The 12425-nt window shown below is 39.7% G+C and carries 14 protein-coding genes; 1 reads left to right on the top strand and 13 read right to left on the bottom strand.

Annotated elements, in window-relative coordinates; translation table 11 throughout:
* Positions 1-228: 228 nt before the first annotated feature.
* Positions 229-471, top strand: coding sequence for a hypothetical protein (locus PNC201_RS12095; protein WP_102057196.1), 243 nt, complete (start codon positions 229-231; stop codon positions 469-471).
* Between the two features lie 186 nt (positions 472-657).
* Here the strand turns inward: PNC201_RS12095 and PNC201_RS12100 are convergent, their stop codons facing one another.
* From PNC201_RS12100 to PNC201_RS12160, 13 genes are all read right to left on the bottom strand, one after another.
* The gene (locus PNC201_RS12100) at positions 658-1752 is read right to left on the bottom strand and encodes a SidE phosphodiesterase domain-containing protein (RefSeq protein WP_158299121.1); all 1095 of its coding nucleotides are present in this window, start codon (positions 1750-1752) and stop codon (positions 658-660) included.
* 174 nt (positions 1753-1926) lie between these two features.
* Entirely contained in the window at positions 1927-2970 is a 1044-nt protein-coding gene (locus PNC201_RS12105; protein WP_010606659.1) for a hypothetical protein, read from the bottom strand.
* Positions 2964-3530: an isopentenyl-diphosphate Delta-isomerase gene (gene idi, locus PNC201_RS12110; protein ID WP_010606658.1), complete on the bottom strand. Its 567-nt coding sequence runs from the start codon at positions 3528-3530 to the stop codon at positions 2964-2966. The genes PNC201_RS12105 and idi overlap by 7 nt, the downstream gene beginning before the upstream one ends.
* Positions 3523-4158, bottom strand: coding sequence for a sulfotransferase family 2 domain-containing protein (locus PNC201_RS12115; RefSeq protein ID WP_102057198.1), 636 nt, complete (start codon positions 4156-4158; stop codon positions 3523-3525). The genes idi and PNC201_RS12115 overlap by 8 nt, the downstream gene beginning before the upstream one ends.
* Before the next feature lie 11 nt (positions 4159-4169).
* Entirely contained in the window at positions 4170-4919 is a 750-nt protein-coding gene (locus PNC201_RS12120; RefSeq protein ID WP_102057199.1) for a nucleotidyltransferase domain-containing protein, read from the bottom strand.
* Positions 4920-4930: 11 nt separating this feature from the next.
* Positions 4931-5827: an RES family NAD+ phosphorylase gene (locus PNC201_RS12125; protein WP_010606655.1), complete on the bottom strand. Its 897-nt coding sequence runs from the start codon at positions 5825-5827 to the stop codon at positions 4931-4933.
* Between the two features lie 3 nt (positions 5828-5830).
* A complete protein-coding gene (locus PNC201_RS12130; protein WP_102057200.1) occupies positions 5831-6829 on the bottom strand; it encodes a prenyltransferase/squalene oxidase repeat-containing protein in 999 nt (332 codons plus the stop codon).
* A gap of 11 nt (positions 6830-6840) precedes the next feature.
* Positions 6841-7638, bottom strand: a complete 798-nt coding sequence (locus PNC201_RS12135; RefSeq protein ID WP_102057201.1) for a glycosyltransferase family 2 protein — start codon at positions 7636-7638, stop codon at positions 6841-6843.
* Positions 7635-8669 (bottom strand): hypothetical protein, encoded by a 1035-nt coding sequence (locus tag PNC201_RS12140; RefSeq protein ID WP_010606652.1) that lies wholly within the window; start codon positions 8667-8669, stop codon positions 7635-7637. The genes PNC201_RS12135 and PNC201_RS12140 overlap by 4 nt, the downstream gene beginning before the upstream one ends.
* Before the next feature lie 3 nt (positions 8670-8672).
* Positions 8673-9500: a glycosyltransferase family 2 protein gene (locus PNC201_RS12145; RefSeq protein ID WP_233525170.1), complete on the bottom strand. Its 828-nt coding sequence runs from the start codon at positions 9498-9500 to the stop codon at positions 8673-8675.
* Positions 9501-9571: 71 nt separating this feature from the next.
* Positions 9572-10504 carry a glycerophosphodiester phosphodiesterase family protein gene (locus PNC201_RS12150; protein WP_010606650.1) on the bottom strand — a complete coding sequence of 311 codons (933 nt, stop codon included), beginning with the start codon at positions 10502-10504 and terminating at the stop codon, positions 9572-9574.
* Entirely contained in the window at positions 10501-11205 is a 705-nt protein-coding gene (locus PNC201_RS12155; protein ID WP_010606649.1) for a hypothetical protein, read from the bottom strand. Before PNC201_RS12155 ends, PNC201_RS12150 begins: the two co-directional genes overlap by 4 nt.
* Positions 11202-12422 (bottom strand): glycosyltransferase, encoded by a 1221-nt coding sequence (locus PNC201_RS12160; protein ID WP_102057203.1) that lies wholly within the window; start codon positions 12420-12422, stop codon positions 11202-11204. Before PNC201_RS12160 ends, PNC201_RS12155 begins: the two co-directional genes overlap by 4 nt.
* Positions 12423-12425: the final 3 nt, after the last annotated feature.

Below are 12425 nucleotides of genomic sequence, written 5' to 3' on the forward strand. Positions count from 1 at the left end.
AGTAACCATGGTTTACGCTTTAAGTTAATCGTGTTTTGCTTAGAGGATATGAGAGTTGCAATGAGTACGGCGCGTAGATAATCGTCTTAGGCCTAGTTATCTAAGACAAGAGCTAACCAACTGAGCCTGCCACTTTGCCACAACAGGCAAAGTTATGTCGACATTATTATAAGCTTATGTTGAAAAGTGAGCTGTTTGATTACGATGACAAAGGAAGGGCTAAAGTAAATGAGATTTTTGGATTTTTGGATTTTTGGATTTTTGGATTTTTGGATTTTTGGATTTTTGGATTTTTGGATTTTTGGATTTTTGGATTTTTGGATTTTTGTAAAGGAAGCTCGCTTAGAAGAGAAAATGCAAACTGGCCCAGTGGTCGGGATTCGAATCGAAGCGTCGAACCGCCGTAACCCGAGCGTGACAGGCCGTGCCCACTTCATATTGTTAATCGAGCTTAATAGGTACAACCCATAACTCATTGGTTTTATTTAATTTAATGCGCCAACACCGAATAAAAACTTTTATTTGATCACGAGTTTTGTAAAGTTTTATTTATCAGAGTTTGGAAGGCATAATATTACAGTTATCAATTATTATCTGAATTCGGGTATACTTACTGCAAAATTAAATTATCACTTATAATATTTGGCAAGTTTTTGACTAATATTTTTTCAATCGTTTAAATATTTTACGACTAGCTTTTACCAATTTTCCAACTTTTTTCTTTCTCGGTGAATATACTGGCAACGGTTTTGAATAGTCCAACACCACAGCTTGCGCCATTAAATCTAAATCATTGTTTTGCATATACCATTTCTTCTCAAAACGATAAAAACCCAAAACACCATTATTAACCAAATAGCAGTCAGTTAACTGTCTAAGTTCCCTGATTACTTGTGAGCCACCAGTACCTCCCTTATTCGCACTATTATGCATTAATTGTGTATTAGTATTAAGTAATTGAGCAGCAATAATACTATCTTTTTCACCATACAAACCAATTCTTTGTAAATCCAACATATGGGCCGCTGCCATTATATCACCCATCACATGAGGCTCAGCAAGATAATCACAAGCAGCAGTCAAAGCGTTGGCAAAATCATCTATTTGTAGTTGATCATCAAATAAACTTGAATATCGTGCAGCCTGACGAAAAAAGCCAACATCAGCACGGGCATAAGCTTGATAGTTTTCAGCAACATTCCCCTCACTTTCGCGTCCCGAGCGCTGAAATGCCCCCGTAAATTGCATTTGGCGGATAAACTTACACAGGTCTGTTTGAGCCGCAACCAATTGAACAATATCTTGTCGGAACTCATCAGGGTACTTACCCACCAAGCGAATAATATCTCCAGACAAACGACCTTGGCGAATACCATGATCTAATGGATGATTAGGCCTAAAAACTTCTACACCATACGCTTTTATTTTGTCATTAGGTTTTAGCAAATAAGGCCGACCAAAATGAAACTTAATCAAATCCAGTAACGTTCGAACAAACTCCCATTCAGTCTTAGCTCTGCCCGTTTGTTCAGCGTAGAGTTTCATCTTCTGCAATTGTTCAGGGCTATAACGACTGGTAACGGTCACTGCATTGCGATCAGGCTCTATTGAATGGAACTCATACAAATAGCCAGAGCCGAATGTACGACGGAAAAACAGCTCAAAATCAGTCTTATTAATATTACCAATTTGTTCTGTCAATTGCGGATGAGCCTGCTCAATTAAATGCAACTCAAGTCGCGACCAATTCAATTGAGTACCTAAACGCTGTGTAAGCTGTTTAAGTAATCGACTCTGTTTGACTTGGACAACAGGGCCTCTCAGCCTATACCACCAGCTAAAAATAAATAGCGATACCAGCACAATAACCAATAACACAATGGATTGATTCTCGTTCATTACAATAATATCCATAGCAAATAAAACTTAAGTGGGCCGCCTTTTACCAGAATGACCATACCACCCAACTTGCCGAATTGGTTTTTTCAACCAATATCTTACAGTGATCTCGGCTAGAAACAGCCCATATAAACCATATAAGCAACGTTTTACCAAACGAGTTTTAGCAGTGCTATGATGGGATTTATCCATCAATTCTTTAAAAATAATCTGATTAAATGCGTATTTTGCAGAGCTTTCATCCACTCTAGATAACACAATAAAATTGCTCAGAACCAAACGACGCAAGCGTTTTAGATTAGACAAGGGTGTCGCCCCCGATTGAAACTCCCCCACAGCCTGCTCAACAATAGCAATTTTATTCATAGGTTCGGCATCAATAAAAATATTAGCGAATGTAAGATAGGTATCATCACTAATAACCCCTGAATCGAATTGGTGATCAATTTTATCTAATTTAAACGCTAAATATGCTTGCGGATATTTATTAACCTTATTATGTGAATTTCGGATGCTACTCCATAGGGTTTGGCCTTTTTGCTCAATCAACACCTTACGGCAGCCTGCAAGATGGCAATCATCCGACTTAATTTTGTCCACCAACATACCCAAGCTTCCAGAAGACACTTTAATATCATCGTCACACCAACAGAAAAACAATGAGCCAGCTTGACGTGCCAATTCCACAGCAGTATTTATCGCATCAATTTTATTTGGATAATCCATACTAATGAGTAATGTAGTTAGGCCTACAATCGACTTCGATGCCAATAACCCTTGCAACAATTCAATGTAAATATCACTTTCATGCTGATGAGCAGGATGATATTGTGCAGCCACGACCAGCTGCACATCTGAGCAAATTTTCTTTTCTAGCACCAACTCGACTTCTGCAAACAAACTTTCAAGCGTTTTATACAAATCAATAAGACTATCGCTAGTAAGTAAACAAGGCACTAAAACAGTTAACTGTGCAGACTCAGCAACTCCTCCCCACTCTATTTGATAACCATTTTTCGGCGCATCATATTGATAAACTTCACCAATGACACGTCTAATTGTGTTTAACATGGCGATAACTCACCGAATAATTGTTGTTTAATAGCCTCAAGATGATGAACTTGCAAATAAGCCCATTCCATCTTAAACCAAGGAGTCACTTGCTGTTCATTAGCAGCAATAAAATCGGCGACACCATCAATATCAATATACTGATATGCAGCCACTTCATCGGTATTTGGTTTTGGCAAATCATCGCAAATAGCCCAAAACACGTGACACAACTCATGCTCATGACCAACATCCAAATATTTAGCGCGATACAAGAACTTATACAAGTATTCCACTGATGCCTCTAAGCCTAGCTCCATTTGAACACGGCACTGAGCAGAATCTTTAATAGCAACACCCACTGACGGATGAGAACAACAAGAATTAGACCAACTTCCCGGCCAAAGTGGTTTTGGCGCAGCCCTTTGTTGCAATAACAACTGCCCTTGACGATTAAAAATAAACACCGAGTAAGCTCGATGTAATTGACCTTCACCCAAATGGGCCGCCAATTTACTCTGATGACCAATAACTTGATCATTTTCATCTACTAAAAGTAACTGAGGATTAATATCACTCATATTGATATTCTCCATAATCCTGAGTATAGAGGTTCTTGATAAACACACTCACACGCTCCTCAAGCTCAACTTGAGTATTTACTTTCGATTGATTGTGTATCACTCCGACATCAACACCAAGCGGCGTCAACTCCTTGGACAATTGTTCACTATCTTCCATCTTTACCACACGATAATTGTTATCATTCAAAGCCTCTCGAATTTCTTCAGGCAAAATCGCATATTGTGGAGTTAAGTGTTTAGTATGAGGATACAAATGAGGTAACATTTTTAAAGCAAAAACATCAAAACGCACCGCCCGCAATCCAGCCAAAATATCGGCTACTGTGGTTTCTAAACTAAGTTCCATTTGCATCATGGCCAACAACATATATTGGCAATTTTGAATTTGAATTTTGCCATTATCATTACGTCTACCAGCATCGATAATTTTATCTTTATAAAAAGAAACGACCCTATCCACCGGATTTCTAACCAGTTGCAATATAGGCCAACCTTCATCGAACAGCGCCTTAAATTGGGCCAAGTCAATCTCTTCAAGAGTTTGCGCGCACGTTAAGCTGGTATACATCACCTTTTTATTGGTCACCAACAATTGCCGTTGCTTTATACTTTTAAAAAAAGCCATCACATCATCCCTTAATTTTCAATGGTATTGATCACCTGTTCAACGCCCATAGACAGCACCGACTCTTTCACTGCCACCACACCACCAAGAGCATCAATCACCAAATGATACAAGGCATCAATGTTTTCCATTCTCAGCTCTTGAGGATTAGGTGCCATAGCAGATTCAAATTGCTGGTGCACTTTAGGATCTATCGCTTTGAGTTGTCTTGTTGATTCGCGAAAGCCCTGTAGCCCCCAATGACAATGCAGACGAATAAAAGCATCAGCCAAATTAAGCAATAGTTTTGAACAAGCAAATTCAAAAAATCCGGGATGATCTTTAACCTGATGGATTTTGCGATGCAGGCTTTCAATCACCAGCGCTTTTTCCCGTCTGGCATCATGAGGAAAGGTCTCATCAATAGACTTGGCAGTAATATCTATAGCGTATTGCTTTAGTTTTTCAGCTATGCCGTTTGGATCTGACACAATAGTGGCTTCCAACATATGTTTGATGGTAGGACCATGCCTTCGGCTAAGCAGTTCAAGTAAGAAATCTTCAGTCACATAACGAAATTCAAATTCCAACCCTTCATTAAACACTTTCTTTTTATATGAAATATCTTCGCCATCGCGTATCAAAATCAAATCAATATCGCTGCCAGATTTAAATCTGCCTTTAAAATATGAGCCGTAGCCCATCACAGCAAGCACTTCATCGTCTTGTTTAAGTTTTTCGATTTCTGCATCGAATTTTTGATTCACTAATTCTAAACCCATCTTCATTTTCCCTAAAGTTGGTTACTCGATGTTATTGCTTCTATAGTTACCACTTCGACCAATGAGTCGAGTATGGGCCTGCCGAACATGGCAATATTCTCTACCACCTTCGAATTATTTTGTTGTTTAGCCTTAGGATCGATTTTTGCCAGAATAGTAGATGTAGCCGGATAGATAATGCCATCAAAACCAGCCTGTTTAGCCAACACCGCAATTCTGCGAGTCAGAGGATAAGAAAAACGACTAAACATAAATACCATATGCAAAGCTTTTTGCAGCGGTTCGGCTGCAATACAAGTCAAATCCAGCAATTTTAAATGTGACGTCGGGCGCAATGTCGCAACAAAAAGGCTATCATTTGCCGCCGCCCGGCACTCATGAATACATATCTGAAGATTTTGCGATGCATACATGACAGGCATGTTATCCGAATCAAGTCGTCCCGAACCCAACAATTCATCTGGAGGGCTATCATATTCTGCTGAATTTTGTGGCTGCTCTGGCGATACTCTTATACGGTAAAATTGATCTGATGGGGTTAAAACCCGAACCGGATAACTCTCTAACGCTCGCAGTAGTATCTGGGAATCAGTATTTTCCAAATAGGCATCATTAATGGCATTTTCAATGCACAATATATCCTGTTTCAGGGTTTTCCCCAGACTGCTTGACAACTTTTGCTGTTTATTGCGCTCTATATTCTTATCATTGTAATAAGCAGCCTTAGCTATTTCCCCGTGCAAAAAGCACTTATCAGCCAATTCAATAACCATAGCGCCACTTAAACAATGGCCTTCAGTCGAATCGCAATGAGGGCACCCAGCTAAATCAGCGACAAACAATTCCTCAACATATCTTTTCAAACCCGGATTGTTAAAACAATCAGAACACAATACAACAGCAGACATCCGCTATACCTTATAGCCTTGGCTCAACTGCCAATATCGATTCAACATCATCAGCACCTGAGCACTACAAAAGACGTCTTCATTTTTCTTGATTTTGACATTCGGATGAGGAAATACCCCACCATGCCAGCAACCGTTTTCACTTTGTTGGCTAAGCAACCATTTAAGGGCTTTTTGAACGTTAGGATCATCTAATTGAATGCCCGTCGCCAATAAAGTTTTTAGCCCCAATACCGTATGCAAAGACTCACTGATCTGATTTTCACCATCAGTTTGGCCACTAACCAGACGTCCATCACTTTGTTGCTCAGATAAAACAAAACGTTGCGCTTTAGCAAGATAACTATCAAAACGGCCATTATCATTTAAGCGCTGCAACAACTCGCAAATTGGAGCCATCAGATAAAACGGCGTTTCATAATATTGCCAATGTTGACCCCAAGTACCATTAGCCAACTGTCCTTCAGTTAAAAATGTCAGTGCTTGTAAAAAATATTTAGGCTCAGTATCAACCCTAAGCAAAGCCAACATGGCAAAAGCGGTGACACTAGGCAAGTGCTGTACATCTTCGCTTACCGCCGGATTTTCGATTCTCCAACGACCATCATTAAGTTGTTTCTCACAGATATATTGCGCTTGATTTATCACATCGGTGCGCTGAGGAAATTGTCGTTCTAGCAAGGTCTTTAATAATTGTAGATATTCACTGGAAGTCTCAATGCAATATAAATCCGTGCGTTTTGCTGAGTCTGGCACCATACCATCATCAGTTTCGCTACTGGCCAAAAACGCCATAGCGGCACTTAGCACAGCATCATTTTGCAAACTTTCCTGCTCAGCCCACAAAGTGATAGCCATAGCCGCTTCAATAGTTTCCCAAACATCAAAAGTGCCGTAATTAGCAGCTGTAATTGCTCCATTGGCTTTTTGTTGCTGACGCAAATAAGCCAACCCTTGTTCGCAGGCATCTTTGAGTTGTGTTGTAGAAATTCCTGTTGTCATATGTATCCCTTTTAAAATTCCTTCAAACTAAAATCTTCATCATTAGGCGTATTGCGATAAAACTCTTGGCTTAAGCCAGTTTTAATTTTCTTACGCAAATCGGCCATTTTCTGTTTATAAGCTGCACGTATAGGCGATTGATAGCCAGTCGTCTCATCGGTAGTCAACGACTTAGCTTGTTCTATTTTTACATAGAGAGGCTCACTTAAATTACGCACCTTTTTGCAATGTACAGCACGTAAGGTAAACTCATCGTCCGCACCAATTCGAGTAGAACCATCAAATCCACCTAAAGTGTCAAAACAGCTAAAGCGCACTAATTGAGAGGGTTGATAACTGATGTATTTAATCCCCACTTTATGGGCAAGATAAGGCATCTTATAAAACCGTTTAATGTAATAACTATCGCCTTTATCTAAATCCGACATGACTTCCATATAAGCAGAGCCAAGTATATCGATATTGCTGTCTCTCATCCCATCATATAAACGGTCTAAACGCATAGCCACACTGAAGTCATCAGCATCGTGAAAGGCCAAATATTCAGTATCCAACTGCTGGATAATGGCATTTTTCATCCGATAAGTACCAACATTTTTACTGGCACGAAACAAACGAATAGGATGTTTGCTTAGTTGTTTAGTTTTATCTAACTGCTGTTGCAACTGAGCAAAGACATCATCTGATGAGGCATCGTCCATTACCAATAATTGAATATCTTTAAGACACGTCAAAGACAATGACTCAATAGCCCTACTAATCAAATGAGGTTGATTATAATGAGGAATAGCAATACTGATACGGCTCATTCGTCACCACCAGATGAAGCAGACCACACAATTCGTTTTAACGGTTTGTCTATCAGCACTCTTAAAAGCAATTCAAAGGTCACTAACAAATAACCAAAATAGAGTAAAGACTTTACAACCAGTTGACGATTAAACTTCAAAGGCCGTGCAAACAATGGTGCAAACATAATATTGTGATAAATATATTTAGCTTTAGTCTTATCGAACTTATGCAATAAGATCATATGACTAAGACTGATACGGCGAAAACGAATTAACTTTTGTTTAAGATTCAAATCGGTCAAATAATAAATTTTGGCCGCTTCAATAACCTGTATTCCATTCATAGGTTGACCATCCAAACACAGATTGGCAAATGTTAGATAGCCATCATCACTGATATCTCTTTCATCAAAGTCATGCTCAACAGCATTGAGCTTAAACAGCACACAGCCTTGGGGGTATTTATTTGGTTTAGTCCTTGGAAGTTTTAAGTAACGCTGCTCAATAAAATCTTGCGGATTTTTAACTTGAACATGCACTGGACCTACGATGCAATTGTGTCGCACATAAATACTACCAATTAATGTTTCCATAATATTGTCAGACAACAGCAAATCACCATCACACCAACCAAATAATTCACTTTGTTTTTCTTTAGCACATTTAATTGCTCTTTTGATCATAGCGATTTTATTGGCTTTATTTTGCTTTATCAGTGTCACATGTACATTAGATTTAGCCAATTTAGCGCATAAATCAGCAATAATTTGCTGGTATACACTTTGTTGCCAATTTCCCTGAATGCCTAAAATCAACTGAGCACTAGAGATCAACCCACTTTCAAGCTGTGAATTCAATTGTTCACACACTTGACAAACACAACGATAAAACGCGGCAATATTATCATTTGGCAATACCAAAGGTAGTAAAAAACTCAATTGGGCAGTATCACCTTCGCGGATGAATTCAACTTGAGCATCAAAACGGCCAAAATCAGCTTGCCAAGTTTTCCCAATGAGCTTACGCATTTGATTAAATAAAAAAGACATTGATTAGCTACTTCCACAGGCGGCCAGCAACATCCCCCACTGGCGGCAAATTTTCATTTGATAACGGATAGAGTGTGCAGGGTGCCAACACAGCAGCGCCAATCTAACTAAATTAACCAAAAATCTGGCGAAAATTTTTAAGCCAAAAATGAAGCCACTGCGATTTTGATGAAAAATTTTGACATTAGTTTGGCCGACTCTAAAGCTACGCTTACGCACCCAACTTTTAGTTGCTCTTAGTTGATCATAATCTTCATAAGCCAAAGCCTTACCCTCATAGGCAAACTTAGCACCTAAAGCTTTAGCCCGGTGGAAAAAGTCGGTATCCTCACCACCTGAAATGCCAAATTGCAGATCGAACAATTGCCCGTGCATCTTTTGATAAATAGCCTTAGTTATCAAAATATTGCAAGAACTCAACGCCATTGAATCATGACTGCTCATCAATTGATGGCGATAGAAAAAAGGCACTTGACTCATCCAAGGTTCAACCTTAACTAAAAAGTTAGGAAGTGTATTACCCTGGACAATATCCGCTTCGCTTTGCAATTGACAATTAACCAACTGGTTAAGCCAATCACAATCTACTATTTCATCATCATCTACCATAGCAATGACACTAAAGTCATGTTCTTCAAATACCATCTGCAACAACATATTGCGAGCTACAGAAATATTGGCAGGCGCAACGGCACGAGTATGCAAAGTAAAACGATAATCGGCTAACCTGCTAGCCAACAAATTAACTGCTGATTGACTGTGATTATCATTGTCCACTACAAAAACACAAAATTGTGCAGAAAATTTCAGTTGATTAATTGAATCAAGCAAACGTAACAACGACTTTGGCCGTTGATAAGTTGGAATTCCTATGGCTACCTTATGCATCACAATACAACTAGCTATAAACTACCTTGGGACAAAGCAGCAGGCGCGTTGCCACTAATTAAACCAATACCATGCAGCAACAAATTATCACTGTGTTGATAGCTTTGATGTTTAGTCCATAAATAAACTCGGCTACCATGCTGTTGCGCTCTGGCAGCAAACTGTTCAGGCCACCCCCACAAGTATTCAGCAAATTCAGGTGACACAATAATGATGCGGTTTTTACACGAATTAGGATAAGACTCACTCCAACCAACCAGCGCGTAATCAATCAGACAAGTCTTTAAATCCCGTTGGGTAATACTGTTCACTTGCGGATTGAGGCTATGAATATAATCCACAACCTGAGCATTGCCGATATGTACAATTTGTTGCTGCATTTGAGGCTCTAAAGTATCGATAAACTCCAACAAAATACGCGATGCACGTTTAGCGGTGGTTTTTAGATTCAACCAGTAAGTAACATCTGGATCTGTAACTAAAGTCTCTAACAAAGCTATTCTTAATCCTTGATTGCGATAAGGAAAAGTTTTGCCGCCATCTAGGGTATAACCGTAGCCAGCATCTAAATCTTTTATTTGCTCCCAAGTCAATTGGTGAACTTTACCTTCACCATCAGTAGCACAGCTCAAGTCATTATCATGAAACGCCACCAAACGGTTATCACGAGTTAACTGCACATTCAAATGAATATTACGTACACCGTTTTTGATTTGTTGCTCAACCGCCGCCAGCGTGTTTTCGATTAAACCACTTTCACTTGCCGTAATACTTTGAGCCATACAACCAGTTTGCTTGAGTTTAAGATAGTCCACCACCAAACCACCGCCACGATAAGCAACAACATCACCTTGGTGGCGCAATTGAAACTCAGGGCTTTTAAAAAAACCAACAATGACTGTACCAACCAATGCCAATATCAGCAGTATGTTAGCAAGCTTCTTCATCTTTGATCCTCGGAATATTTTTCATTAAAGCGCTGTTGCAACCAATTAAAGTTGTTAATGAAGCTAGCGTGATCTTCTCCTGTTGCACTACATTGACGATAAAACTCTATACCTTCAACACAACCCCGTGCAACCCATTGCGCATATTCAACATCCTCTTTAACATTGGACCACTGTCCTAAGCGTTGTTGACGTATAAATTCTTCCCGCACTCGCTTTCGCGGCACACTCAATTTAACCGACTCGCGAAACGCTGCACGCCACGCATGAAAGGCGCTAGCATTAATAATAGTGGTAGAAGCAACCACATCCACTGGCTTGTATCGCTTACTTAGCGACATTGTCATATCGCCCCAAAACTCATCGACCGTAGCAAAAACTCGTTTATTAAACAGTTTTACCCCACCATTGCCATAACACAACCCATTGACCGAATTGATACAACGCCAAACATAAGTGGTGTCGTCACACAACTGTGATTCAGGTAAGGCAAAATCAAACTCAGAATGAATTTTATTATCACCATCAACAACAAAAAACCACTCACCACTAACCGCTTGAGCTGCTAATTTATGCGCATTGAGAATACCATCAACACCATGAACCCGCTTAACTTTTGGAAAACGTCTGCGTAAATTTAGCCAGTTATCCTCAGCACACAGCTCATCATATGAAATAAAAACAATATCGTACTGCATCATAATTCTCGCAATAAACTAGCCAAGGCATGAGATTGCTTGCCTTGGTTAAATAATTGACTAACTTTAGCTACAGCCTGTTGCCCAATATGAAGACGCATATCAGATGTAAAATTAGCTATTAGTTCAATCTTCAACGAAAGCCCTTCAATATCACCTTCTGCAACCAAAAAACCATTCTCACCATCATCGACCAACTCACCAATCCCCGAATGAAAACTCGACAACACAACTTTTTTCATGGCCATAGCTTCCATCAACACTACTGGCACCCCTTCCATATCACCGTTATCCGCAGTCTTAGAAGGCAACAACAAAACATCAGTTTGCGCCATAAGCTGCAAAGTTTTGTGATGGGCCAAAGCACCGTGTAATGTCACTCGATCCTCAAGTTCTAGTTCTCTAACCGAATTTTCACAAATTAGGTTTAACTCGCCATCACCGACAATATCAAAATGAAAATTGACTCGATTAGAAACTCTGGCCAAAGCTTCAAGAGCATCCAGTATCCCCTTCTTTTGAGTCAGGCGACCAACAAACAGGACACGCAATAACCCCGCATCCATTTTATGGTACTCAGCCAATTGAGCTAGTTGTTCAATATTCACTCCCATATGCATAACATCAACTTTCTCTCGCGCACAGCCCAAAGACGTGATCTTATCTTGCATAAAACGGCAGACCGATAACACCTTATCCGCTTGAGTAAATAACTTATGATAATGTGGTGTTAAATCTTTAAACGCTGGAAGCTTAGTAAGTTCATAGGCATGTAAAACACTAACTAACGGCCCTTGTATATAGCCAAACTGCTTTAACTGTGCCGCCATAACGCCTGCTCCCCCAAAATGAGTGATGACAATCTCATCAGCCGCAATACGCTTAGGACCTGAAACAATTTTATACAGTAACTTAGTGCGGTAATGTTTAGCATTTAAATTATCCCAGCGCTGTTTAAACTTACCTTGAGAATAAGGATGTAATAACCAACGAAGCATACGCCCTTTTGAATAAACTAAATCTTGCTCACCAATAACATCGACTTCACACCGAGCCAACAGCGGATGCTCGTTAGCCAAATCCACATGATTACTCTGTTCTGAACAAGCTACTGTGACCACTCGAACGCTAATCCCCTGCTGCAACAAACCCAATATTTCTTGGCGAATAAAGGTTTCACTCAGCTCCGGAAATCTTTCGAGAAAATAGACTATTTTCATCCG

Source organism: Pseudoalteromonas sp. NC201 (assembly GCF_002850255.1).
GTDB lineage: Bacteria > Pseudomonadota > Gammaproteobacteria > Enterobacterales > Alteromonadaceae > Pseudoalteromonas.

Excerpts from the sequence above, each read along its gene's own strand:
- PNC201_RS12095 (WP_102057196.1), top strand. The coding sequence starts at position 229 with ATGAGATTTTTGGATTTTTGGATTTTTGGATTTTTGGATTTTTGGATT.
- PNC201_RS12105 (WP_010606659.1), bottom strand. The coding sequence starts at position 2,970 with ATGTTAAACACAATTAGACGTGTCATTGGTGAAGTTTATCAATATGAT.
- idi (WP_010606658.1), bottom strand. The coding sequence starts at position 3,530 with ATGAGTGATATTAATCCTCAGTTACTTTTAGTAGATGAAAATGATCAA.
- PNC201_RS12115 (WP_102057198.1), bottom strand. The coding sequence starts at position 4,158 with ATGGCTTTTTTTAAAAGTATAAAGCAACGGCAATTGTTGGTGACCAAT.
- PNC201_RS12120 (WP_102057199.1), bottom strand. The coding sequence starts at position 4,919 with ATGGGTTTAGAATTAGTGAATCAAAAATTCGATGCAGAAATCGAAAAA.
- PNC201_RS12125 (WP_010606655.1), bottom strand. The coding sequence starts at position 5,827 with ATGTCTGCTGTTGTATTGTGTTCTGATTGTTTTAACAATCCGGGTTTG.
- PNC201_RS12130 (WP_102057200.1), bottom strand. The coding sequence starts at position 6,829 with ATGACAACAGGAATTTCTACAACACAACTCAAAGATGCCTGCGAACAA.
- PNC201_RS12135 (WP_102057201.1), bottom strand. The coding sequence starts at position 7,638 with ATGAGCCGTATCAGTATTGCTATTCCTCATTATAATCAACCTCATTTG.
- PNC201_RS12140 (WP_010606652.1), bottom strand. The coding sequence starts at position 8,669 with ATGTCTTTTTTATTTAATCAAATGCGTAAGCTCATTGGGAAAACTTGG.
- PNC201_RS12150 (WP_010606650.1), bottom strand. The coding sequence starts at position 10,504 with ATGAAGAAGCTTGCTAACATACTGCTGATATTGGCATTGGTTGGTACA.
- PNC201_RS12155 (WP_010606649.1), bottom strand. The coding sequence starts at position 11,205 with ATGATGCAGTACGATATTGTTTTTATTTCATATGATGAGCTGTGTGCT.
- PNC201_RS12160 (WP_102057203.1), bottom strand. The coding sequence starts at position 12,422 with ATGAAAATAGTCTATTTTCTCGAAAGATTTCCGGAGCTGAGTGAAACC.